Annotated in this window: 19 protein-coding genes; 2 read left to right on the forward strand and 17 right to left on the reverse strand. The window is 47.6% G+C overall.

Annotation, left to right across the window (positions count from 1 at the left end; genetic code table 11):
* Positions 1–5: 5 nt before the first annotated feature.
* From BBD41_RS00905 to BBD41_RS00965, 13 genes are all read right to left on the reverse strand, one after another.
* Positions 6–821: a creatininase family protein gene (locus BBD41_RS00905; RefSeq protein WP_099476407.1), complete on the reverse strand. Its 816-nt coding sequence runs from the start codon at positions 819–821 to the stop codon at positions 6–8.
* Positions 797–1,219 carry a RidA family protein gene (locus BBD41_RS00910; RefSeq protein ID WP_099476408.1) on the reverse strand — a complete coding sequence of 141 codons (423 nt, stop codon included), beginning with the start codon at positions 1,217–1,219 and terminating at the stop codon, positions 797–799. Before BBD41_RS00910 ends, BBD41_RS00905 begins: the two co-directional genes overlap by 25 nt.
* Positions 1,219–2,328: a hypothetical protein gene (locus BBD41_RS00915; protein ID WP_206098280.1), complete on the reverse strand. Its 1,110-nt coding sequence runs from the start codon at positions 2,326–2,328 to the stop codon at positions 1,219–1,221. The genes BBD41_RS00910 and BBD41_RS00915 overlap by 1 nt, the downstream gene beginning before the upstream one ends.
* Complete coding sequence (locus BBD41_RS00920) at positions 2,319–3,083, reverse strand: SDR family NAD(P)-dependent oxidoreductase (RefSeq protein WP_099476409.1); 765 nt, start codon at positions 3,081–3,083, stop codon at positions 2,319–2,321. Before BBD41_RS00920 ends, BBD41_RS00915 begins: the two co-directional genes overlap by 10 nt.
* A gap of 123 nt (positions 3,084–3,206) precedes the next feature.
* Complete coding sequence (locus BBD41_RS00925; protein WP_099476410.1) at positions 3,207–6,413, reverse strand: DUF4838 domain-containing protein; 3,207 nt, start codon at positions 6,411–6,413, stop codon at positions 3,207–3,209.
* A 399-nt stretch (positions 6,414–6,812) separates the two neighbouring features.
* On the reverse strand, positions 6,813–10,007 hold the full coding sequence (locus BBD41_RS00930; protein ID WP_099476411.1) for a discoidin domain-containing protein: 3,195 nt from the start codon (positions 10,005–10,007) through the stop codon (positions 6,813–6,815).
* A gap of 62 nt (positions 10,008–10,069) precedes the next feature.
* Positions 10,070–11,158, reverse strand: a complete 1,089-nt coding sequence (locus BBD41_RS00935; RefSeq protein WP_099476412.1) for a peptidyl-prolyl cis-trans isomerase — start codon at positions 11,156–11,158, stop codon at positions 10,070–10,072.
* A 350-nt stretch (positions 11,159–11,508) separates the two neighbouring features.
* On the reverse strand, positions 11,509–12,831 hold the full coding sequence (locus BBD41_RS00940; RefSeq protein ID WP_077566080.1) for a DUF4179 domain-containing protein: 1,323 nt from the start codon (positions 12,829–12,831) through the stop codon (positions 11,509–11,511).
* The gene (locus BBD41_RS00945) at positions 12,785–13,357 is read right to left on the reverse strand and encodes an RNA polymerase sigma factor (RefSeq protein ID WP_077566078.1); all 573 of its coding nucleotides are present in this window, start codon (positions 13,355–13,357) and stop codon (positions 12,785–12,787) included. Before BBD41_RS00945 ends, BBD41_RS00940 begins: the two co-directional genes overlap by 47 nt.
* Positions 13,358–13,620: 263 nt before the next feature.
* Entirely contained in the window at positions 13,621–14,319 is a 699-nt protein-coding gene (locus tag BBD41_RS00950; RefSeq protein WP_077566076.1) for an ABC transporter permease, read from the reverse strand.
* Positions 14,312–15,235 (reverse strand): ABC transporter ATP-binding protein, encoded by a 924-nt coding sequence (locus BBD41_RS00955; protein ID WP_099476413.1) that lies wholly within the window; start codon positions 15,233–15,235, stop codon positions 14,312–14,314. The genes BBD41_RS00950 and BBD41_RS00955 overlap by 8 nt, the downstream gene beginning before the upstream one ends.
* A 149-nt stretch (positions 15,236–15,384) precedes the next feature.
* Positions 15,385–16,320 (reverse strand): sensor histidine kinase, encoded by a 936-nt coding sequence (locus BBD41_RS00960; RefSeq protein ID WP_099476414.1) that lies wholly within the window; start codon positions 16,318–16,320, stop codon positions 15,385–15,387.
* Between the two features lie 2 nt (positions 16,321–16,322).
* The gene (locus BBD41_RS00965; protein WP_077566070.1) at positions 16,323–17,018 is read right to left on the reverse strand and encodes a response regulator transcription factor; all 696 of its coding nucleotides are present in this window, start codon (positions 17,016–17,018) and stop codon (positions 16,323–16,325) included.
* A 306-nt stretch (positions 17,019–17,324) separates the two neighbouring features.
* On the opposite strand from BBD41_RS00965, the gene BBD41_RS29925 reads away from it, so the two are divergent.
* Complete coding sequence (locus BBD41_RS29925) at positions 17,325–17,495, forward strand: hypothetical protein (protein ID WP_167392952.1); 171 nt, start codon at positions 17,325–17,327, stop codon at positions 17,493–17,495.
* Positions 17,496–17,584: 89 nt separating this feature from the next.
* Here BBD41_RS29925 and BBD41_RS00970 read toward each other — a convergent pair whose 3' ends face one another.
* Positions 17,585–18,988 (reverse strand): outer membrane protein assembly factor BamB family protein, encoded by a 1,404-nt coding sequence (locus tag BBD41_RS00970; protein ID WP_099476415.1) that lies wholly within the window; start codon positions 18,986–18,988, stop codon positions 17,585–17,587.
* Between the two features lie 511 nt (positions 18,989–19,499).
* On the opposite strand from BBD41_RS00970, the gene BBD41_RS00980 reads away from it, so the two are divergent.
* Positions 19,500–22,580, forward strand: a complete 3,081-nt coding sequence (locus tag BBD41_RS00980) for an FIMAH domain-containing protein (RefSeq protein ID WP_077566066.1) — start codon at positions 19,500–19,502, stop codon at positions 22,578–22,580.
* 64 nt (positions 22,581–22,644) lie between these two features.
* Here the strand turns inward: BBD41_RS00980 and BBD41_RS00985 are convergent, their stop codons facing one another.
* From BBD41_RS00985 to BBD41_RS00995, 3 genes are all read right to left on the reverse strand, one after another.
* Positions 22,645–23,214: a YdeI/OmpD-associated family protein gene (locus BBD41_RS00985; protein ID WP_077566064.1), complete on the reverse strand. Its 570-nt coding sequence runs from the start codon at positions 23,212–23,214 to the stop codon at positions 22,645–22,647.
* A gap of 270 nt (positions 23,215–23,484) precedes the next feature.
* Positions 23,485–24,279 carry a DUF2935 domain-containing protein gene (locus BBD41_RS00990; protein ID WP_077566062.1) on the reverse strand — a complete coding sequence of 265 codons (795 nt, stop codon included), beginning with the start codon at positions 24,277–24,279 and terminating at the stop codon, positions 23,485–23,487.
* A 138-nt stretch (positions 24,280–24,417) separates the two neighbouring features.
* Complete coding sequence (locus tag BBD41_RS00995; RefSeq protein WP_077568955.1) at positions 24,418–25,887, reverse strand: serine hydrolase domain-containing protein; 1,470 nt, start codon at positions 25,885–25,887, stop codon at positions 24,418–24,420.
* Positions 25,888–26,042: the final 155 nt, after the last annotated feature.

Genomic DNA, 26,042 nt, shown 5'->3' on the forward strand with positions numbered 1-26,042 from the left:
TCCCCTTATCGGTTTGGTGCGAAATTTTCTGATCCATCTGTTTCGGCTTGGATGTCGCCATCCATCGTCTCCCACGTCGCCAATAACCATTTCGCCGCGGCCGCTGCGATGGTGTTAAGATACCGCTCCCCTTGCTCTCCGGTTGCAAGACCTGAAGGGTCGGTATATCCATCTACCCCCGTCAGTTCTCCCTGTTTGCCGATGAATGCCCCTGAGGGGCCGGCCGCCATCCAAGGACGGCGGGGATGCATGCAGCCGATTCGATCATCACATACCGTCTCTGGCGCCAAGGACAGGATCAAGGATGTTTCGAAGCCTCCGGCGTGTCCGGGGACGGGGAAGCTTCCCTCGGGACAGGCGGCAGCAAGGGCCTCCCTCGCTACATTCCAATAGGAGGCCGAAGCGGTCCAGGCCAGATGTGTGACCGCAAGATCCGAGGCTGCTTGATGCATCAGATGCTCATTGCCGCCATGCCCGTTGAGGAAAATAAGCCGGTTAAAGCCGCTGTCGGCCAAACTTGCCCCGATATCCTTCAGGATGCTTAAATACGTAGCAGAGCTGAAAGAGATGGTTCCTCCAAAAGCAATATGATGGGCCGAGCTTCCTACCGGAAGCAAAGGAGCCAGAATCAATTTTGCCCCCATATCCACGGCTTCCGCAACGGCTCTGCGGCTGATTTCATCACAGATGAAATTATCCGTTCCCGTCGGCAAATGGGGGCCGTGCTGCTCGCAAGCACCCAACGGAACAACGACGGCATACCCTTGGCTTGCCATCCCGTTTAATTGTTCACGGGTCAGCTTGTCGAATCGGGTAAACATTGGCTAATCCCTCCTCCTGTCTCCTGTGGCCGCCTTACGGCAATGGCATCGATCTCGACAAGCAGACCGTAATTCAATTCGCAATAAACCGCAGTACGGCTCGGAAACGGTGGATGAAAGAAGCGGCGGTAAATGCGGTTGAATTCCTCGTACAGCCTGCGGTCGCTTAAATACACGTTGGTTTTTACGACGTCATCCAGTGTCAGCCCTGCTGCATGCAGAATCTCCCGAATATTTTCGATCGTCTGAACCGTTTGCGCTTCGAGATCCGGACCGACGATGGCGCCTGTTTCAGATATCAGCCCGCCCTGTCCGGATACAAATATCATTTGGCCTGCTTCAACAGCTGAGGAAAACGGCAGATCCGCACTCCTATTCGTCTCGATTGGTTCCTTCATTACGGTAACCTCCCCTTCGATTTATATTGAACGAGCAATTCCGGAGTCATAACCCTAACTCCTTTATGAAGCGACTCCATCACACGGTTGATCAAGCAGCTGGTGATCAAAATACGCTCCGGGGAGACTGGCTCGGCACGGGTTAAGATGAAGCGCTCGATCAGTCCCGTAAGCGTATCGAAATGCCCGAAGGGGCGCGCGTTGTCGCTTAAACAAACAGCAGATACGATCCCGCCGGTTGCGTCGCGGAACGAAAAGCTCCATCGGTCGGCCCATTCCTTCCGCTGCACCACATAACCTTTGCAGCCATCCCGGTATTCTACAACGATAACCGTTGTTCGTTCCTGTTCCTCGGAGTTCTTGGGATGCGGCTCAACCGCTATCCCCGACCTTTCCAGCGTTTGAAGCAGCATATCCTCCGGCCATTCGCGCCTGGCCAGCGCCTTCCAAGCGGCTTCTCCAGAAAGCGAGGATACGCTCGCGATACCGGTCTCCCCGCCATCGCGGCGCTCCGCTAGCGATTGCAGCACCTCCAAGGCATGGTAGCCATAGGCCTCGAGCTCATTCGAGAAGCTTACGATAAGCCATTCACGCGCACCCTTGAGAAGCTGCCTGTCAAACTCCGGCCGCACCGCTGTGTGCGGGATGGATGAGCCGCCGAAGAAAGGAATATTCCTTCGCTTCAGCTGTTCATACATCCAGACGGATTCTTCAACGCACCATGACAAGAACTTGTCGGAAAAAATAGGGACACGCACCCCTAGTTCATCCAAAGCCAGCAGCGTCTCTTCCAGCAATCGTTTTCGAGGATAGCGTTTTCGTCCCATAGCGTCCACACGGTAATTGCCATGCTCGCCAATGATAATGACGCCATCCAGTCCTCCGTGGGTAACCGCATGCTGAATCGTTTCCCGAATGGTTCCGCACACGGCAGCGCCATGGCGTCCGGCAGCATCGACTCCCGCATCGTTGTCCGGGATTTGATCCAGATATAACGAGGCAACCTTTATGGATGGCGTGTAATGAGGGAAATCACCCAACAGGCGGCCGATCATCATTTCTGCATGCGAATTATGGCGATATACCGTTGCGATTGCAGCTACCTGCATAGTCCGAAACCTCCGGTTACTGGAAAAATCGAGCCGGTTGCGTACGACCCAGCGTCCGACAGCAGAAAAGCTGCCAGCTCATTGATTTCATTCGGGCGGCCGCTTCGGCCTATCAATGTCAGACGCCGCATCGTTTCCGTCTGGGCATCCGTAGCCTGTGCCAATACTTGTTCCGATTTGAAATCGCCGGGTGCAATCGCATTCACGCGGATTCCCCATGGGGCTAACTCGACCGCGGCTACCCTTGTCAACTGCTCGACCGCCGCCTTTCCGGCGCCATATGCCGCATTCTCTACTGCCGGTACGGAGCCCAGGATGGAGGATGTATTTACGATGGAGCCTCCCCCGTTTTGACGCATGCTGCGGGCCGAGTGCTTATTGACAAGAAAGGTGCTGGTGAGGGTCCCGCGAATGCTCTCCTCCCAGTCCTGCACAGCTTGATTCGCAATCGTTGCGGATTTGTTAATAAAGACGTTATGATACAAGCCGTCTAATTTGCCGAAATGGTCCTCGATTCGTCTGAACAGCAGATCGACATCAGCCTCGCGTGTCATGTCTCCCGTTATGTATAACAGACACCGGTCCCCATATTCCGTAAGCAGCTCCGACATACCGTCATCTTCATCGGAAGTCCGGATATCGCATGCCGCAATTCTGGCGCCCCGCTCAAGAAAGAGACGCGTCGCTGCCGAGCCCAAAACGCCTAGGGCACCCGTTATGACAATCACCTTATTATTAAGCTGGGAATACATCATCGTTCATCACCATCTCCCTTATTAGCCGAATCGTGATTCTGGATCCTGGATTCTTGAATCATGCGCAGGAAGGCAGTCGTTTCCGGCGAGACTCTGCCGGAAACGACAGCTGCGTGCATCACTTTAATCGATCAGATGGATTGGCCTGAAATCCGCAGGATTCCATACTGCACCGCCGGCCCAGCCGTAAAGACCAAGGCCTGAACCGGTACGGTGATAATTTCGGAAGAACAGCCCCGTCAGCGTTCGGGATTCATCCGGATCGAATTGAATACTGCTGAATGGTATGGCCTGAATGACATTCCATCGATCGAATTTCACTTCGGCTCTCGATTCCCACGGCCGCGTCCAATCGGGGCTTTTTTCAGGACCTTTATAATCCAAATTGAGCGGCAATGCATTCGTCATGAACGCGTAGTACGAAGAATTGCCCGGCGTTCCATCCATCAAATACGTTTCAACGGAGTCGTCTTTGCCGCTGAGCCACCACTCATTCGGTGCGGTATCGCTGATAACCATCTTGCTCGGGTCGGGATCAAAGTTTTCGTAACCGATGTAGATGTATTCCTCATCCCACAGCAGATACACCTTGGTCAGGACGGGAGGCAGCTTCCCGGAGCTCATATCCTTGAAATAGGTAACCGGAGATTCGACGGCTCTCCATGGTCCCGCTCCAAACTCCAACGTGTTCAAAATCTGATCCTTTGAGGCTGTCGTTCTTACCGCGTTAGCAGAAATATTCACGGAATCCTCAGCGATTTCGACCATTCTCTCAAACGTGGTTTTGATCGGCTCTATTCTCGCTTTGGCCTTCCCGTCAGCCAACGCATAGGCCTCATCAAGCGCTTGCTGCGCCTGATCCCGAATGCCTGCTACGATGACATACTGTCGAACCAGGCTTTCGCCGCTGGTCGCCCAGCTTTGCTGGGACCGGTCATAATTCCATCCCTGCTCGATCAAATCGTAGTAACGACGCATCGGTTCCGCCGCTGCTCCGTAGGCTTTGTTTAAAAATTGTGTTTTCAATGCTTCGATGTCCTCATCCGGATTCCAGAACAGCTTATTGAACAGCCAATACTGTAGCGCGTTGATCCCCCAAGCATCATTGCCCGCATCGACCGTTCCTTCCGGAAGCACGCCCAGGATGCCGAGTTCACGGTAATATTGCAGATCGGCCTGAACCTTCGCGGCGATCGGCCGCTCGTAAGCGTCTGAAGGGAAGCTGCCGTAATAATTGTAGACCAGAATATTTTTGGTTTTTTCCGCCCATCCTCTAAGCTTCTCATTATAAGCGTAGTTTGGATTACTTGTATTAGAGGTGTTGAGCGGTTCCCTGGCATCCTCGTACAACGGGGCGTATATGAGGACAATGTTGTCCTCGAGATCGACCTTCGGCGGGGTATCCGTGAACGTGTATGCATAAGAGACGATCTTTACGTCCGGATAATCCGCACGGATCTCCCTGGCAACTTTATTCAAGAAGCTGAAGAAGACGGTTGATCGGTAAGCGGGGTCCTCGGGCTGGACTACTACGCCGTCTTCCGTCGTAAACGGCTGTCGGCTGAGTTCGCCTTGATCAAAGCTTGAGTTATCGTTAATCCCGATCCCGATATAGTCGATATTCCTTGAAGCAATCAGCTTTTTGGCTTTGGCTGCAATGACACCGGGAACCTCCGGATGATAAAAATTGATTTGGGTTGAATCCGATAGCGGAATGTACTTGCCGTCCTTCATGTTGTAATAATCCGGGTGCTCCGCAAAATACTCGTCATTCGGCAGCCAAAAGGCCAGATTATGACCCAGCATGACGGGCGTGAGGCCCGTGCGTGCGAAGCGGTCCCATAAGAGCCGGTTGCTGCTGTCGCTCATTTTGATATTGTTTTTGTTCCGGGCCAGCATCACATCGGTGGCTTGGTCCGATCCGCCGTCCCCATTCTCCCCCATCCCCAGGGTTAGCCAGCCGCGAAGAGGGATTGGGGATTTTTCGGCATAATTCGTTCGGGTTGCCGTAACCGTAGGCAGGGGGTCATACAGAGTGCCGAGCTCCTTCGAGCGGGTCCATAGCACGCCTGCATTCTCTTCCAAAAAATCATACACTCCGTTCAAAATCCCTCTTGCCTCCGACCCGAGAATATAAATTCTGCTGCCCTTTTGGCGTACGGCAAAACCGTCGGAGTTCGCCAAATAAGCAGTATCCTGATTGGAAGGGATGCGATCCGTTGTGGACAGCACAAGCTGTATTCGGTTATGAGCAGGTCCGTAATCCACGACCGAAGGGGGACCCGGGGGCTCTGAAGGCCCTTCCTCCTCCACCTCTGCAAGCGTCACATCGTCAATCCACAAGGTGCCTGGGCCATTGCCCTGCAGGAAGGAGAACACAAGCCAGTGATAATCGTAGGGCCTGTGTTCATCCGCATGGTAGATTAGCTCCACTTCCGTCCAATCGGTTGTAACGGAAAAGCTGCTGACGACAGAATGCTTCACATTGTATGGGTTGGCTATTTCATTGACCTGCATTCTGGCCGTCCCGTTTTTGGCTCCCTTCACCCATGCCTTCAGCTTGTATTGCTTTCCCCGCTCGAGACGAAGCGGCTGATTGGACCGGACATTGTTGGAGGCGAGGCGCAAGGAACTGCTGCCGGTATAGCTGACCTCACTGTCTTGAGCTGCGGTTGTGGAATACCAGCCTTCCTTAACCGACTCCTCAAATCCACCATTCAGCAGGGTATTGCGATTTAGCGTTACCTCCAGCTCCATGCTGCCGATGGATTGGCCGTCACTTCGGGCTTCAAAGCTCAGCTGGTAAGTGCCGTCGGCGGTTGACGGCGGAACATATAGAGTCCCTGTGATACTGCCCGCCTGATCCTTCTGCAGCTCGATGGGGTCGTTAAGACTGATCGGAAATGCATTGCCTGCGCTATAGACGACTTCAACCACGGTTGACCTGCCATGATTGTTCAAAAAGTCGAAGGAAACGGGATAAGCCCCGCTCCTTTGGAGGTTGAGTTGATCCTGCTGAAGATAAGCGCTCACCGAATTGGGCTCCGTATCCGCACGGTAGATAGGAAGCGTTGCCCCGCTGACCATCTTCAATGTTTGCTGAAGCTCCTGGGCTGCGTGCATTTCCATATCGTCGGCTGCAGGTGAGATTAGGATATCCGCCTGAGCGACGCCATTCTTAATCAGTATCGAATGAGGATGGGGCGGTCGACCTATCTCCTCCTCACCTGTCTCCGCTGCAGTAGCTGAGGCGGCGAGGAGCATCATGAACACTGCCGTAAACATCGTAACGATCAGCTTAATCCCGCTTGTTCCGTTTAAAGCCTTCATTAGTTTCCTCCTTTATTCCTTTAGTGTGGAAATGAAGTGCGATTCCTTGTTGATACAGCCCTTTACTCCTCCTTTCAATAATTTACACGTGTAAAATTTTACACGTGTAGATTCTAAGAAGTAAAAATTTGAAGGTTATTTTTATTATAATGAATTTTGTTCCAGTGTATAGATTAATTATTGGGTTTATTCCGAAAACAGTCGTTGTTCAGTTTCCAAGCTCAAGCAGCGGAAAATATTCATTCGTAACCAACCACGTCATCGGGAAGAAGAAAATAACACATCGAATTCGTGTACTCGATGTGTTTTTTAATTGAGCTCGAAGGGAAAACCTGCCTGCGTCAAAGTGGATTACCTATTTCAATTTCCCATGGAACGTGGTCTTCTATTGATTGTCTTTTATTGATTGTGAAGAGCCTTTGCATCGCGAAGTAAATAACCCGCAGCCTTGGCAGCTATATGTTTTCCTTTCTGTGCATGAACTTCTTGAATGAAACTGCTCAGCTGTTGCTTTTGCAATTTCTTCAGCAAGCTGTTGGCGGTGCCTTTGTTGTCAATCCAACCACGATCTGTGTAAAGTTGAACCAGTTCCTCAAGCGTCTCATAGCTTGTTTTTACCTGAAACTCAATAGACTTTGTTGCGATATTCCCTGCCAAATCAAAGGCCGTTACTGTAAAGGTATGTGTTCCAAGATCAAGCTCGTACATTGGAATATCACTTAAAGTGTTTAGTATATTTCCGTCCAGCATTACTTCTGTTTTCATATTGTCGATTCCGGTCAGGCTGTCTGAGAGCTCAAATTTCGGTTGAAATATACCTGTGTTGTATTGAGATGTGACAACGCGATGGATCGTAATTTCAGGAGCCGTCCAATCTACGGTGACGGTGCTGGCAGCCTTATAGTTCCCATCCTCCGTCGCTGCCGTAATGACTGCTTTCCCTTCCCCTACTGCTGTCATCAATCCGTTATCGTCAACCGTAGCGACCTGAGAGTGATCCGTACTCCATGAAATCTTTTTATTGCTCGCGTTGTCAGGCACAATGGTGGCGAGTAATTTTGTAGTACGTTCAGACAAAGAATTAAAGGTCAACGCTGGTCTATCGAGCGAAATTCCTGTGACGGGAACGGATTCAAAGGAATGGTTAACAATAAGCTCATTAAGCGCAATGTTTCCCCATATCCGATTCGCATCGTTAACCTTCAATCGAAGTTTATAGGCGTTAACCGTTGGAAAAGTAACCGTATGGCGTTCTTTGGTGCTGTCGTTCAGCCTCCATTCAATCCTTGCATTGGATAAAGCCGTATTCCAGCTGCTGCCGTCGTAATACTCAACATCGAAACGAGTAATCCCTTGGCCGATGCCGAAGAAGGTTACCAAAGTGACTTCGTTGACGGACACAGCATTTTCGCCATAATCAAGCGTGATATAACCTGGAAAGCTCACATTCCCCGTGCTCCCCCATGCCGAGTTCAAATTATTGTCAATGATATTGGCAATGTTGCCTGCTCCTGTAGGGAAGGTCGTGCTCACCATGTCCTTGGATAATTCAGGATTGTTATACAGTTCCAGTTCATTCAAGGCAATACGTCCCGATTGGCTGTTCCCCTCATTTACTTTTAATCTTATTTTAGAAAATCTGCTGAGCGGGAAAACCACGGCTTCGACTTCATCAGAGCCATCATTCAACTCCCAAGTCAAAGGAATATTTCTCCGAATTGAAACCCAAGTAGAACCGTTACTGTATTCAATGTCAAAATTCGTGATCCCCAAATCTGTGCCAAATCTCGTGTTTAACTTTAATTGGTTGGCAGATATCGTTTGATCTCCAAAATCCAGTGTAATATAGTTCGGGAATGAAGGCGAAGGATCGGTAGACCAGGCAATGTCGTAATCATTGTCGTTGATCCCTTCGATGGGTTGTGAACTTGCAAATGTCGTACTTGCAGCAGACAGTGGAGCCAAATTGTCAACCGGCGTGCTGTCGGGACGTTTCGAAACAATGACGATCGGATCAGGCATACCTCCGGCTGGAGGAACGGTACCGCCGTATTCGTGAGCACCGATATCGGGAGCTCCGTTATATAATGGATTGCCGTAATAATCCCGCCCCCCGTTATCGTGAATGCGAATGCCTGCGCCGATTAGAGGCGAATTCGGTTGCAATTGATATCCATCTACGGTATCCATGCCATTGCCGCCGCTTCCAGGATCCACGAACCGTGGATCGCCAGTTACCGCATGCGCATCGGCCTGAACCAGCGTGTTCCCACCGTCATAAGCGTTATAGTCAAACGTTTGGCCCGTTAAATCCCATCCTTTATCACCGACACTGTAATACACATTGTTATAATTATGAATGTTGCGTGGAGCACCTGAAGCCTTGGTGAAATAATCGCTCATGACCGGATTGCCTGATGATTCTCCTACGTAAACGGTATTGTTGTAGTTGTAGACATGATCAATTGAACCGCTGTACCTGAAGATACTTTTCCGATCATTTTGGCTAATGTTATACCTGACGATCGTATTGATTGTGTAGTAGGTATCGTTAACAAAAAGCATAAATCCGCCGGCGTTATCATGGCTGTAATTATATTGGACGAGCGAATTGATGTTCCCTGCATCCACGTCGAAGCCATGACCGTCTTCTGCACCGTTAACGCTTGCAAAAGATTCGTTGAATTGAACGAGATTATTGTCTGCGTATGCCCACCAAATCGATGCATTCGTGGCCAGATAAGTGGCTTCCTGCACCGTGTTATGCTCAACAATCGCTCCATCGGTCACGTTCCAGGCAATGCCGCCAGTTGCAGCTCTTATGACGCTGTTGTTGGAAATTTTCACTTGGGTAGACGGCGTCCACGGCCCGTAAGGCTTCGGTACCCAAGGCCATAAATCGCCCATCCCATAGCGCAAAATACAGTTAGAACCTATGATAATCCCATAGGCATCCACATCCGTTAATGTATTTCCGTCGATAAGAATATCGTTAAACGCACTTGGAGTATTCGACCCGACTGAATCGAAAATAATTCCGCCGGAACGTGTGGTATATGAACCATCGACATCATGGATATTCATATTTTTAATATGAATGTGATTCAGGATACCTGCTTCCTCATTTAAGATATAGACGCCTCGCCTCTGACCCCGCGGATTCTCCCAATCCCGATCAAAAGGCAGCGGCGAGCTGTTTGTCACTTCCAAGTTATTGATTTCCCAATACTGCTGATTCTTCAAAAAGATGGCTTCGAGTTCGGTCGTCACACCGGCGATTAACGGCTTACTGCCGGTTCCATACATATCGATAGTAATTGGCTTTCCATTTTCGCCAGAGCCTTTTGGCCACAGTCTGCCGTTCCAGCTCTCCCCGGCTTTAAACAGAATCCTGTCCCCTGGTGAAAAAGTAGTCCCATTGACCTTGTCCAGCGATTTCCATGCGGCGTCTTGGCTTGTGCCGCTATTGCTGTCGTCTCCTCCGGTGCTGTCCACGTAATAAGTTGTTCCGGCAGCATTCGCTGGTTCAGGCAGAGCTGTGAAGAACGTACAGAACAAGGAGAAAATCGAAACCATGCAAACCACTTTTTTCATATACCTTGGCCTCAAAGCATATCATCCCTTCAATTTTTATTTATGTAAAGTCAACTAGGACGTTACATCCTGAAGTTCTGGTATGACTCCTCGTTCACAATAATCTGCGCATCTGCCATTCGTTTGCGAACATACTCCTTATAACTGTGATCAATATAATCTCTTAATGCCTGTTCCTTGATATCCTCAAGTGACAGATATTTCGAGCCAGCCCGTTCATTCTCAATCCGTTGAATCAAATGGAAATGGCCATTCTCTTCAATAATTCCGCTAATTTCGCCTATTCGAAGCTTTGCCGCTGCCTGAGCAACCGGACTTCTCGCGTTATGCCTGTAGCTGTCCAGGTTGTATAACTGCTCCGTAACTTTCCCTGTTTGATCGAGTTCTTTTGCAGCTTGTTCAAATGACAATCCCGATGCGCTTTTAGCCAGAGCCGTTTCCATTTTTCTCATTATCTGATCTTTGAGCTTCTCATCGACATTTCGGCTGCCATCAATAAAAGATGCGGATAACTGCTGCACCTTCACAGTCGCTGGTGCTTTGTACAACTGATCTTTTTTTGTCTCATAAAATGTTTTCAGCTGCTCATCATTGGGCTTCCAATCACGCTCCATTAATCGGTTCTTAACGGATAAAATGGAATTTCCCATCACATATTCCAAATAAGCCTCCTCGGTATATTGAGCGGGGCCGAAAACCACTTGGTTATTATTGATTGCTTTTTGTCTTCTCTCGTTTTCCTGATTGAAATTTTGCTCGAAGCTGCCGTAACTGATGTCTGTGAGTACTCCCTGCTCCATTGCAATGATTTGTTGAATTTTTAGGTTCACGGTATCTTCCAGTGCCTTCTTTTTTAACAGCTCGAGCGGAAATTCTCCTCCGTAGGAAGTGTTCCAAAACGCAGCCGACTGCTCGGCACCATATTTCTCGTAGAAATAACGAATGATCACGGATTTATTGGCATGAATCGCTCTTTGAAATTCATTTGCATGAATCGGAAAACCATCGACTGTTGCGAAAAAATCGTCTTCTTGATTTGCCTTCGAAGGTTTCGGTTTCGCGTTGATCGTTATAGACATGAAGACCAAGATGAATATCACGGCGGTGAACAGCCATATTAGACTGCTTTTATTAGGTGTCTGAATGTTCATAAGCAACCCTCTCTATTCACAATCTTGAACTTCCTCCTCGAACATACCCATTGCAGCATCCAAGTACCTCCAAGTCGATTGATTTAGCTCGAAATTTGTTAATTATGCGTGATGTGGTTTCATTATAGGCATTCAAAGAAAGCGCTATCAATTTCACCTTTTTTACAATTGTTTCACTTTCTTTACTTATTTGGTGTTTCGGAAGCTTTTCGAGCCCAATATGCCTCTTGATGGTTTTGTATTAAAAATAGAATAACCCTAAAGGGCAGTCATTCTCTTTAGGAAGTGACTACCCTCTAGGGTTACAAACGTTATCCTCAAACCAAAGATGTTATAACTAACGTATTATCTTATTTTTTACTATCAACAGGAATAGTTATCTTTTTATCATAGGTTTTTATATAGTGGAATCCATCTAACAGCAGTTGTTCCGGCTTATCTGCTGTATTAAATGAGTACGTCTGCTCCCACAGAACGTTACCGTTGTTCAGATCCCATGGCCGCGAAGCGGATATGGATGCTACGGGCACAAGGTTCCCCCCCGCTTGTACGGATAAACTGTCGGTATCCAAAATGATAAATTGCTTTCTGGCAATCACGATGTCATAACCACTGTCGGTTTTTGTTACGCTCCGAATCCATAACTTTTCGCGGCCTATTCGGATGGATTGATCAGATGGAGAGACTAGCGAAATAGGTTCCTCTACTTGCTGATATGCGCCGAAATTTTCGAGGACAAGCTCGATGGTTTCAATCTTGTCAGTTGGAAGCACTTCGAATTCAAGCTCAAAGCCCGGAAAACCCTTTTCAGCGTAAATGTTTGATCCTCTCATTCCCCACTTCTTTACCTCGGTTCCATTAACCAATAGCTTTGTTTTGCCCGAAAACCTAGGGTGTCGCTCTTTCTCTAGTTCATAATGGCCCCTTACGATGGTTGAAGATGGCGAAGCTGTAATCGAGTCATAGTGAACAGTCCCCTGATCGACAGCAACAAATTGTGAGATATTCTGTTTTACAATACTCTTCATTGCTTTATTTGCTTCAAATTGGAAGGAGATCGGATAGGATGCCCGTTCTCCATTATCTTGCCATATAATGAATGTTGCAGTTAATGTTCTTGAGAATGGACTAACAGGCTCAAACTTATACACTCCCTTGTATTGCAAGCCGTCATTACTATAATTTCCATTTCCTTCTTTCGGATCTGAATCCGTCAAGAATCCTTGCAATTTATTTATGTAATGAGATAAACGATCATCGGCATCATATCGAGATCCTGCAGGAAAATCAATGGTGTAATACAATAAAAATGCATTATCGTCCGCAATGACACCATTCACTGTAATAACGGTTCCGTCATCAAACGTTTTGCTTTTGTTTACCGTTTGTCCGTAGCCTTGCTCTGCCACTTCCGAAAAGCTGAGCGAGGACAACTCGCTTCGATCCAGCAGCTTCGCTCCGTAATAGGCGAATGCAGGATACTGATACAATCCGGCAATCAGAATAAGCGCTGCGGCAGCGGATGCAACCCATGGCAGAGCCTTTTTTCTGTATCTTGGTTTGGCGGGAACATTCTGTAGTGCATTTCGAAGCCTGCTCTCAAGTTCCAGCGGGGCTTGCACCCTATTATAGCTCTGCTTGTGCTCTTGTAATTTCTCCTCGATCGTTCTCATAACGATCACCTCCAATCAAGACTTTGAGCTTTTGGATTCCCTGTGACAATCTTGATTTGATTGTGCCAAGTGGTACGCCGGTTATGTCCGCAATCGTCTGATACGGCAAATCATGCACATATCGAAGCTCGATTACTTCCCGCTGCTTCGCATTAAGATGAGATAACAGCTCCTGGATGTCCATTGCAGACTCTGTATAACGAAATGGATTATCGTCTGATCCGGCAAGTGATAGCTCTTGATCCTCTTCCATAGGTAAATATCGCTTCTTTTTACGAAGTAATGATTTGCAACGATTGACGAGAATGGTTTTGCTCCAGCTGTAGAAGGCTTCGCCATTTTGCAGCTGATCGATCTTCTCATAAATGGATACAATCATGTCTTCCATGGCATCCATCGCATCATGCTCGTTTCCCATATATGAATAAGCAAGACGATAATAAGCGTCCTGATCGGCCATGATGAGTTGCAATAATGCTTCCTTGCTGCCTTTTTGGGCTTGTTTGACAAGACGGCTTACCTTCATGTTCTCCCTCCTTTTCATAGATAAGAGATGGCAGAGGCAATAAAAGTTCATTTTTGTATAAAAAAAACTCCACAACCAGGTCACAGGGAAGATCTCGCATCCCTAGAAGGTTGCGGAGGTGAATGAGATCCGTCAACGAGGAGTTCTATTTAATTACCTATTTCATCTCTCCTGAAGTGAGAATATGATGAACAGTCAACGTTTGAGCTCAAACTTGCTTGTTACTCAAATGTTATAATCACACTATACAAGAACGTTCAGGTCTAGATATCCCCCACTTGATTCACCTTGGCAACCGACAAGTACACACTGGCCACGCCGATAAGACTCAGCACGCCATATAGCATATCCGTATTTAGCGTAATATGGAGCAGTCCGGTGAAGTTAGGGAACTGCGCAAGAAACACAGCGCAAATCACGGTCGGAATCACTGCCCGCTTCCATATTCCGAACAAAAACAGCGGAACAAAGCTGATCAGGGCGACAACGGCGGAATGAACGATCGACCTGACCGTAAACGCCATGAAGTCTTCCATCGTTGGCTGTCCATGAATCACGTCAAAAATCTGATCAATCACATAGGTGGTGATGCCGGACAGGACAAAGGATACAAGCGTGCAGAGGAAAACCGCCAGGAAGATAAAGCACACTTTTGCCATAACCAGCTTCTTGCGGCTGATCGGATATCCAAAAGATAAAGACATCGTTTTATTCTTATATTCTTCGATAAATACATGATTAATCATGGAAGCGCCGAACAGAAGAAGTCCCATTTGAATCGGCAGCATCAGCTCTAACGCACTTGCGTAGCTTTCTGAGAAATCCACAAAAGCCATATCAGCAAAGACAACTTTTAAAAAGAAGGTTGGTAAAAACATAATAATTACCCAGTAGACAATCACTTCACCAATTACTTTTTTTTGATCTAATTTTCTCCACTCAAGTTCAATCAGTTTAGCCAACCTTACCGCCCCCCTGGATTTGATTGTAAAAATAGTCCTCCAGCGTACTCGTATGCTTTTGGATCTCCTCGATTTCAATATCGTTCGAGATCAACGTCTTTGAAATGTCGCTTGTGGATCGGGCCATATCATATATACGGATCCTTGTGTCCTTTACAATTTTGATATTGGAAATTTGAAGATCATGCTCAAGCAAATAGACCGTTTTCTGGACATTCGAGGTTACCAGCTCGATATAATCGGTCCGCAGCTTCTGTATGTCCGCCAGTGCCACTTCATTTACCAGTTTGCCTTGCTGGATCATCCCGATTCGGTCAGCCATCTGCTCAATCTCGCCCAGGATGTGACTGGACAGTAGAAACGTGATGCCGTATTCCTTGTTTAACATCCGGATCAATTCCCGCATATCTTTGATCCCGATGGGATCCAGCCCATTGGTGGGTTCATCCAGGACAATCAGCTCTGGCTTCGTAATCATGGCGCGGACGATCCCGAGCCGCTGCTTCATGCCCAGCGAGAAATCCTTCACTTTCTTGTCATCTATCCCGTGTAACTGGACCATATCCAGCGCTTGAGAGATTGCCTTCCGATCATAAAAGCCCAGATATTCGCAGTGGATCTGCAGGTTCTCCATCGCCGTTAAATGCTCGAAAAAAATCGGATACTCGATAATGCTTCCTACTCGCTTTAACCCGTCCTTTGCAGATTCCGTAAGCTTCTTGCCAAATAGCATGATCTCTCCGGAAGTGGGGATGATGAGCCCGGTGAGCATTTTCATAATCGTTGTTTTACCGGCGCCGTTCGGTCCGAGTAAACCGTAGGTTTCTCCCTTTTTTACCGTGAGATTAACTTTCGAGGTAATCGTTTTGCCTTTGACCGTTTTGGTGAGCTCATGGGTTCGAATGACTTCGTTCATGTGAGCTTGATCCTCCCGTCTATAATCGTTCTTTGAATTACTTCTATCGTAAAGGATGGAATGGATCATTTTTCTTACTCAATCCTTACATGTTTCTTAAGTTCGTGAAAAAAAGAGGCGTTCAGACCGAACACCTCTTTTGGGAAGACCTAATATGACACTTGTTTAAACATGCACGTAAACGTCGTTTTCTCAAACGGTGTGCTTGATAACTGAATCGAGCCCTTCATGGCCTCGGTTAAGCGCTTCGAGATGCTAAGTCCCAGCCCGCTTCCCTGAAATTGCGGGTTTCGGGCATCGTCTAATGTGTAGAGTCTTTCAAACACCCTGTCCTGGTGGATTTCCGTAATTCCTTTTCCTCGATCCCATACGTCAACTGCAACCGATTCCCCTTCTTCCCGAAGGGTTAAACCAAACACGCCTCCGTCGCTTCCATACCGGATCGAATTGGATATTAAATTGCTTAATATCCGATGAAGTGCCTGCTCATTACCAAGGATGTAGAGGGGACGCTCCGGAATATCAAGCTCTACCCGAAGGCCATGGGATGTCAGAAGCTCATAAAATTCAAGCACGCTTTGACGGCATATCTCATTAAGGGAAATTTTGCTGAGCGGGATTTCGTAGTCTTCCGACTCGATTTTAACAAGATCAAAAAATTGATTTAGCAATTCGACCAGACTGTTCACTTTACCGTTAAGCCGCAGGATTATCTGCTTCCTCTCTTCTTCGGTGACCGATTCATCGTGGTTCAGCTTCTCGGCATACCCCAGAATAACCGTCAGGGGCGTTTTCAAATCGTGGGACATGTTAGATATCATTTTCTTCAGGCTGTCCTTGGTCCTGGCGTAATCCGCAATCACTTTTTGGTTGTAATCCAGAAGACGGTTAATTTGGATCAGCAAATGTTGAACGGCTGGCTGGTCGGTTTGGAGAAGCACCTTCTCGGCGGTTTGATGTTCGATGATCTCCTTCATTGAATTCGATATTTCCTCGACATGCCGATTCCATGTTCTGCGGGAAACATACTGCCAAACATTCATCAGGAGCAGAACAGCAATTGCTGCGCATAGAAAAAAAATCATGGCTATCCTCCCAATTTATATCCGATTCCCCAAATGGTGCGAATAAATTGAGGATTTGAAGGATCGTCCTCGATTTTTTCTCGAAGTCTCCGGATATGAACGTTAATTACGTTTTCATTCCCATAATAATCATCTTGCCAGACGAATTGATAGATTTGCTCCTTGGTGAATACCCTGCTCTGATTCGTTAAGAACAGCTTCAATATATGGAATTCCTTGGAGGTGAGCGTTATGTTTTCCCCTCGGACCTGTGCAGAAAAAGTATTTAAATCAAGGATGAGGTCCTTAAAATGTATCCGATCCTCAACCGGCTGATTTTCGGTCCGGATATATTGGGTAGCCCTGCGGATGGCAGCCTGCACTCTGGCGGTAAGCTCGATCATCGAGAACGGCTTGCTTAGATAATCATCCGCGCCAAAGCCAAGTCCAAGCGCCTTGTCGAGGTCGCTGCCCTTTGCGGAAATAATCACGACGGGAACGACGCTTCTCTCCCGGATCCGCTTTAGAACATCCATGCCATTAACTTTAGGGAGCATCAAATCCAGCAGTATTAGATCAAATTCTTCCTTGTTAATGTAAGCTTCCGCTTCCTCTCCGTCCAGCGCGATAAACACCTCATAGCCTTCCTGCTTCAAATGACTTTCAATCAGCTGGCTGATCTCCCTGTCGTCTTCGATAAGTAAAATTCGCTTTGGCATGCTATATCCCCCCGGCACCTCTTTACATCAATTCCTGTTTTCGAACCCGGCTGTTAAGCCAGGATTCGCTGCTGCCTCATGATTTGGCAAAAGCCATCCTGAAGGGATGGCCTTGGAATGAAATAATAAATCGATTATCAATATAAATAGCTAAGTCTTTCCAAATGATATCAAAATGGAAAATGTAAGTCTATAATTGCTGGGTTTAATCCATACTTTTTTGTTATTCCAGACTGTATAAGTTCTCACGATTTGGCGCAATGTAGTCATGCGGAGATTTTAAAGATACAACATGGAGGGATCCTAATGGCTACAAGCAGACAGCATCAAGAAGCACATGGAATCGGACAAATCGAAGAACAGTTAAATGATCAAATGGAAGCTGCTGAAGAAATCCAAGGACAATCGAAGCTGGACCGAGAAATCGATAAGGTAGCTCGCCGTGATTCGGATCCATTGGAAGACGTTTCGAAATAAACAGAGTCTGCATCTCCCACCCTATTCATTGAAATAAAAAATCCCATCTGGAAATCTCCTGATGGGATTTTGTTGTTCCTAAACATGGTTTATTTTAGCGATGCTGGTACTTTTACACCGAGGAGCTTGCCCTCCGCTTGAATGATGATCATACCGTTTGTCATTAGCGTGGATTCGTGTAAATCCGCACCCGTCTTTACTCTAAAAACCGGCTTAGCCGTCAACAAATTGATGCCAAGTAAAGTACCATTACGTTGAGCCCGATATATTCCTTTCCCATACACGTCAATCTGGGCAGCTGGTGCATCGCTGTTCCATCCAATCACTTTGCCATTCACAAGTTTGGAACCGGCCAATCCGCCGGTATTTCTGTTCTGAAAAATCAGCCGTTCCTGCACGAGCCCGATCAATTCCCATTCTTCCCCATAGGGACGTTGAAATGTCCGTAGAGGAGCTAATCCTGATTTATAGGTATCAAAATGGTATTCGGCCACTTTATCGCCCTGATCGATATATAACTTCCCTCCGGCCATAAACGAGCTGCCTCCACCATACTGATATGGCGGTTCTCCCGACAGTTTCCAGTTATATTCCCGAGTACCCTTCTTTTCACCGGTTTTCAGGTTAAACACATTGACGATCAATTTGCGGTCCGGCAATGACTGGTAATCAAACAACAGCGGAGAGTAATAATCAACCGAATAGACAAGACCGTCTTTGATTTGCAGCGCTTCTCCTTGACCGAAATCCTCCCATAGCTTCTTGCCCGTCTTCTTGTCATAAGCATTCAGTTGAATGGACGTAAGTGCTCCTTGTACAAAGAACGATCGCAGGACCACCCCATCCGCCTCGTGCAAGTACTTTGTTCCGTTACCTTCTCCCGCCGGCTCGTTCATTTTCCAGCGCAGCTTTCCTGTCTCCTTATCCAAGGCAAAGGTCATGCTCCCATTGATCGCATAGAGCGTGTCAGAAGTCGGAACCAATGCCTGCGTTCGGTAATCTGTATCAATCAAGATAGATGTTTTCGACTGCCATTTCAATTTTCCCGTTTTGGCATTCACGGCAAAGGGTCTTTGATCTGCGGATAGACCATAAATAACGCCTTGATCATACATAATATAAGGCTTCACGTCTTTACCGTAGCTCCAAAGCCGTTTCCCTGTCCTCGCATCGATTGCAATTAGCTTGTTCCCGGCAAATGTAAACACCTTGCCCTCTTCGGCAATGGCATGGTGTCCTGAGTAGGTCTCATCCATCTTGAGATAGTTGTCCACCTGAGCCGTCCAGGAAGGCTTCAGCTCGGGAACAGTGAGCACGGAAGAAGGATGCCAATTACGGATCGAAATATCTGCACTTTCTGCGTTCGCCTGCGAAGGTAGTATGGACATTGCGCCTTGGATTGTAAGGGCTCCAGCGGCAATAACCGCGATTAGTCGCCGGAGCCGTTGATGGCTTTTTTTGTTCGTTAATCGGTTGTTCTTCATTTTACGCATACGTGTCCTCCCATAGGTATCATTTTCTTGTCACTAGACAATAAAACGCTTCATCAAAGGGAAAAGTTACATCCGAGTACCTTGATTTTATCTTCTATCGAACACTTACGATCTTCATCCCATACAACTGATATCTCGAAGGTTCCTTCTTCAAAGAAGAGAGGCAATCTACCACAGATATTTTGAGCCGACATTTGGTTACCTCCATTATCTCGTTGACCACTTGTTTCGATAACGGGACGATATCTCCTGCTGTCTAGTTCAGGCAGGTTTAAAAGGCAATGGTTCTGGGGTTTGGAGTTGATGATATCTCCGTCTATAAAAGGATGAACAAGTCCTTGAGGCAGTGTTGTCTCCACATATTTATAGAAAACTTAAAGACGTTGACTTTATATATGCCCCCACCTATAATCTACTTAAATTTTTTCCCACTATGGCACTTGAAAGGAGAGAGCAATCAACAAATATATCGAATAGCTTCTGAAATTGTCCATCTAAAAGGAGGAAATTCATGAATTCCTGGATAAGAAAGACGGCTGTCCTGTTCGTTTATTCCTTGAGTGTAAGCTCGCTTGCGCCACTCGCATCTGGATTCGCCCAGAGCTCCGCCTGGATGATATCCAATTCCTCACCCGTCATTAACAACGCGGGCTTTGAAACCTTGGGAAGCGGTAGCGAAATACCGGGCTGGACCTATTATTGGTCCCCGCTGACGGACGAATATTCCATCTCGGTCACGGATTCCAAAAGCTATGAAGGCAGCTATGCTTTAAAGATGGTCGACGGCGGACCAAAATCGCTGGGATTAATCAGTTCTTCCTTTCCGGTCACCGAAGGCACCAGCTATGTCTCCTCCGTGAAAACCTGGCTGGAACAGGGCTCGGTGGCGATGATTGTATACTACTATGATGCTAATCATAAGGAAATCAGCAATAGCCGCGCCTCCATATCCTCCGTAAGCAGCGATTGGTTGGAACTTACGCATGAAGGCACCGCTCCGGCCGGAGCCGTTACGGCCAAGATTATGCTGTATTCCGGAACTGCCGGCCATAGTACCGCCTATTTCGACCATATGACCGTATCCGCATCTACTGAAAACGATGTTCCCGTTGCCTTCGGAGATCCGATTGATCTGGGAGCTGCGACGAAAACGGTCAAAACAAGCGGAGCCGCCATGGCGAATGGCGAGGTTTATTTCGCAACGAATGGAACGCCTTCGACCTTTTATGCACTGGATGCCGCAACCGGCCAGGTCCTCTATTCCTCTCCGGTGCAAGGCGTGAACACGGTGTACGGTGTGGCATCCGGTTCCGACGGCAACGTATACCTGTCCGGCGTGGAGAACGGCATGCTGTATCGTTATTCTCCTACTGCAAAAACGTTGGAGCCTGTGGGTGTCAACCCATCAGAAAAGCTGGTCTGGGATTTGGCGGCCACCACCGACGGTAAAATTTACGGGGCCACGTACCCTAATTCCAAGATCTTTGAGTATGACATTGCCTCCAATCAATTCCATGATCTCGGCAGCGTTCGAGAGGACGTCATGTACGCCCGTGGAATCGGTGTGACAGACCATTATATCTATGTAGGAGTGGGGAATCCTGCTTATTTATACAGGATTGATCGACAAACAGGTGAAAAATCGGAAGTGAAGCTTCCGAACTCCGGAGCCAATGACATGATCGCCGACGTCTGGTCGTATAATGGAAAGCTGTTCGTGCGTTCCGGCGCTACTACCCTGTTTATTTTGGATGAAGAGACCGAAGAAGTGCTTCAATCTCTCCCTTGGCCTTCTCCAACCCGTTTTGACAGCATGATCTCCCCTCCTTCCCCGCTAGACCGTAATCTGGTGTATTTCCGGAACGTGGTTAACAGTGAACTGGTCACCTATAATACGGCGACCAATGAAATTATCCCTTTAGAGGGTGTCGTTCTGCCCAATTCAACGGTCCGTGCCTATGATTGGGTCACTCCGCAAACCGGGAATAAAGCCGGCAAGACCTTGCTGGCCATGGTAACAGAAAAGCTGGAATACGTGTTGTTTGATCCTGAAGATCAGTCGGTGGAGACCATAATGCCTGAAATTGAAGCGGAAGGCATTGATATTCAGAGCCTGGAGATGGGACCGGACGGGAAATTGTATATGGGAGGCTTCCATACAGCCTTATCCATTTTTGATCCAAAAACCAATGCCTATGAACTACAGGAACGCGTCTTTCCGCAAATCGAAGGGATCGGCTTTTTAAACGATAAGGTATATTTCGGCACCTATGGTGGCGCTGTTATCTACAGATACGATCCAACCCAGCCGTACAAGAAAGACACCAATCCTTCGCTCGCATTCAACATTGAGGATGGTCAGAGCAGGCCGTTCGCTTTCGCTGCTGGCGAGGACCAGCTGTTCATCGGAACAATCGCCGACTATGGTCTCGTTAAAGGGGCATTGACTATGTACGATGAACCAACCGATACCTGGACCACCATTCCCGATATTGTGGAGAATCAAAGCGTGATGTCCGTTGCTTATAAAGACGGACTGGTCTATGGAGGAACAACGATCCATGGAGGCGGAGGCTCGTCCCCCGCGGCTTCGGAAGCCAAAATGTTCATTTTTGATCCCAAAACCAAAAGCAAAGTCAAGGAATTCTCTCCCGCGATCCCCGGCATGGCATCACATCAGCTGATCGGCGACCTGAAGGAAGGACCTGACGGACTTTTATGGGGCGTAACGTGGGGGAAGACCGCTTCAGGTACCACCGTTTATTCCGTGTTCGCCATGGACGCAGCTTCACAGGTGATCGAAAAGAGCAAGCTGTTATATCCCAACACGCCGTCCGGAAGTACATGGAGACCTTATTTTCTCCGTTTTGGCGAAGATGGCCTGCTCTACACCACGGTCGGACGTACATTAACGGTTATCCACCCGGAAACGATGGAATCCAAGAAAATAGCCGACAGCGTCAATCTCATGACCTTGGCGGAAGATGGGGGCATTTATTATGCGGAAGGCTCCCATCTCAAGAAGCTCCCTGTCGCATTGGAAGAAGTCGCATTGAAGCTGGATACGTCGGTACTCACTGCTGGAGAGCAGGCACAGCTTACAATGAGCGGAACCCTGTTTAATGGAAAAGCCGCAGACTTGGCTCAAGCTTCGATCAACTACAAGAGCTCAGATGAAGGCATCGTTACCGTGTCCGATACCGGGTCCATTCAAGCGATCCGTGCAGGGCAGGCAGAAGTTCAAGCCACGGTTGTTCTGAACGGGGTCACCGTTCGTTCCAACTCGGTAGCGGTGGAAGTCCGTGAAAATGCCGCACAATTGGCGGAAAAGCTTCGTCAGGAATTTAATCTTCGCATGGCTTCGGGCGAAATCCTCAAACCACTTGAGAGTCAATTGGCCAACAGCCTGAAGCAGACCGAGCATCACTTGCTCAAAAGTCAAGCCGATCAGGCCATCCACCATCTTGAGAAATTCACCCGGAGTCTTGAGGATCCGAAAATGAATGCGTATATCGTTCCGGCCGCAAAGGATGCATTGCTGCTCCAAGCAGCGAAGCTGCTGGATATCTTAAATCAGCAATTGGACAGCTGAGCACTACCACTACAGATATGCCTAAACAGCGTGTACCTATCGGTACGCGCTGTTTGCATCCGACTTAATAATCCAGCAGCCGACCATGATCATGCCACGAACCGTACATTTTGTTTGCTCTCGTGTTGGCTATGAACTTTTCCAATCTGCTGCTAAATAATGCCGGCTGATTTTTGACACTCTGAATCGTATCGATCCGAACTCTTTTGTATAGATCCGGAAATGCCATAAAGTTCTCATATACTTGCTGCTCCTCTTGTATCCTTCGCTCTATAGCCTCATCTATTTTAAAAGCATCGGGATCCATATCAGGAAGTACCCGTCTTCCCTCCTCTCTCATGTATCCCAGTTTTTCGAGACGGCGGACCCGCTCTTTATTCAGTTCCGTCCAGGAGCTTTTTTTGCTTCTGGGAGAGAGTCTCTGTGCCAGCCCGATTTCAGAGATTTTCTTCTTGACGCTGTCGATCCATCCAAAACACAGAGCTTCTTCAACCGCATCCAAATACAGCAGCTTGTCTGGACTAGGTGTCATTCCAACGATTACCCAACAGGACTTCTCTGTTCTGCTGTGTGCCAGCAGCCATGCCCTCAATTCTTCTCTCGAGCTTCCCGAAATTAGATTTTCTAGCTCCATCCATCCTCCTCCTTTCTAAGCTCGAAGAGGTCGAATCCCTGGTTCATCCTTTTCAACGTCTCCTCTTTTCTTCTTGCGGGTTATAATGATGTCCCTGTAGTTAGCATAAAAAAGGATATATGACAGCGTATCGTCATATATCCTCATAAAGTTTGTGCACTTATGGTCAACCGTTATATATGATCCCTTATAGTGCAGGAATCTATAAACTCTCGACTGCACTTTCAAATAAAGTAAAGCAGATTTATATCCCTTGCAATCCGGTATCCATCAACCGGAGACACGAGGCTTTGTCGGGTCGCAGTTCGGGCTCTGTATTTCACCCAAATCAGCCAGTTTGGACAGATAATAGCATTCTTCCCGATACATGTGGTCAGGCATTAACGGATTAATCCGATCCAGGACCTCCCCGCTTAGCTCAAGCTCCTCAAGCTCCGCTAGGAAGTGCATGAACACCTTCATTTCCAAGTTGATATCCGCGTGGAATTTGTTCATCGCCGGGAAGTCCTTCAGATGGGTCCGTAAATAACCGACCATTTCAACGGCCTTCACATAAAAGCCCTCAAAATCCTTCTGGAACGCCATACTTTTCGCAATCAACGACTTCTCCGCAAAATCCAAATCGGCTGCGATGCTTGCCGCATGACCGAAGGCATCCTGGAGCCAGAGCAGATCGTGATGCAGCGCATGAAAACGGGGAACGCCTCGGCCTTCAAGAAGCGACTCCAGTATCCGCTGGTATTCCTCCAATTCGTTTACCATATGATTCACGAACGAAGGCGTCAGAAGCAGGTCTATCCTGCCCGCGAGCTGACGTTCCAGCAGATTCAGCTTGAACTCGCGCAGTTCATGCACGGCATGACTGGCTTCTTGCGTCAATTTGTCGATAAAAGCAGATGCATCAGGTCGCCTTGCCTCGCCAAGAAGGGTATCGAACTTATCTCTTAACCGTTCAGCAATCGCAACATCCGTTTTTTCCTTCGGTGAAAGTGCAGTAAAAATAAACCGGCAGTGGTCGCCAAGAATCTGCAGCCAAAACCGGTGTTCATACAAGGGGTCACTCATCCGCCTTGCCTCCTCCCGCAGCCTTTATTCTCCAGAAATATATGCTGCTGCAGGCGGAGTAGACCAGAGACTGACCAAACATATGGAAAAGGCATTCCCTCGTAAAGCCATGCTGCATAATCTTGTGCATGGTTATGTTCATCTAGGTTTTCTAGTAAGGATCAGTAACATGATATAAATATAATAGATTGCACTTAAAGCAAGTAAGCTGTAAAACAAAGCGGCGACCGACGTTGGTGCCCACACGTTAATAAATCCCCAAGTTACCCCTCCAAGCAGCATGTTCGGAGCTTTGATCAAGAGCAGGATCACGATGGTTACGGATAATGTGTGTAAGTTTATCCATAAAGCTCTTTTTAAATTCAAAGGCCTATTGATTCGTTGTTTTCGGATTGTCATTGAAATAACCCTCACCGATAGGAGCAGGAGCAAGACTCCAATAGCCGCAATAGCAGCCAATATGTAGGTTAATATCTGATCCAATTGCTGATAGCTGTCAGCATGACGGTTCGCTGCTTCTCTGCCTTCCCATATATTCATAACTCCCTGTCCTATGGCTGTTGTGAAGCTTGATTTCATATTGGCCAGAATCGCCACGCCTACTTGTTCGTCAGGCTTCAATATGAAATAGGAACTGAACGTCGGATTCTCGCCGGTATGCAGCAGATATGATTGTCCTGAGCCATGTTGAACTCCCCATCCAGCAGCATAATGCGTATTCTGGTCGAAGGGCTCGACGGAAAGATCGGGCTCGTGCGATTGTTGAATAAGGTACTGCTCAATCTCGCGCGTTGAAATTTGGCCTAATTGGAGCTGTAACCATTTTGCGATATCATTGGAATTACTAACTATATAACCGGCAGGGATGTTCCCTCTGTATTCAGGTGCGTTGTACGCCTGTTCCTTCATAAATCCTAGTTTATAACCGGTTGCGATTGCCCCGGATTGAAGCTGATGCAGCCCAGCGTAAGAGTCCTTCATCCCGATCGGGTCTAGAATATGCTGCTTTATGTACAGGTCGTAAGGCTGTTTGGTTACGCGCTCTATCACATATCCCAGCACATCGTAATTGATGGTCGCGTACTCAAATGAGCTGCCCGGCTTACGATTTAACGGCTGATCCAGCAAGGTTCTGACCGTTAGCTCAAGTGCGTTATCGGCTTTGCTTTCCGGAATCTTGACGATCGTATTTGAAGCAATCCCGCTGGTGTGATGCATCAATTGATCCAATGTGATCGACTGAAGCTCTCCATTATATTTTAGCTCTAACCACGGAATATAGCTCCGAACATCATCGGACCGCTTTAATTGTCCCTTCTGTTCCAGCTGCAAGATGGCGAGCGCCGTAAATGCTTTCGTAGTGGAGCCGATCTCAAACAATGTATGGGGCGTAACTTTGGTTTTGGTCTTAACGTCCGCGTAGCCAAATCCTTTTTGATATACGGTTTTTCCCTTCTCCACGATAACAACTGAAATTCCTGGAATTTTACTCAGCTCTTGCTGCTCCTGGATAAAACGCTCGATTTGTGGAATCCGGTCATTGGCTTCGGCACGAGCGATACTTGGCATTGCTGCGGACAAGAGCAGACAGGCTACAACGAAGAACATGCAACTTTGGATTCGTAATGATCCACGGGTTAGTTCTTTTCCATTAACATTTTCCAATTGGCTTTCTCCTCGCTTTATATTTAATAAGCATAATATAAAGCGAGTGTCCAATACCGTGCCATCGATTGACATGACAATCCTCGGTTGGGATGTGA

Origin of the sequence: Paenibacillus ihbetae (genome assembly GCF_002741055.1) — a bacterium.
GTDB lineage: Bacteria > Bacillota > Bacilli > Paenibacillales > Paenibacillaceae > Paenibacillus_AQ > Paenibacillus_AQ ihbetae.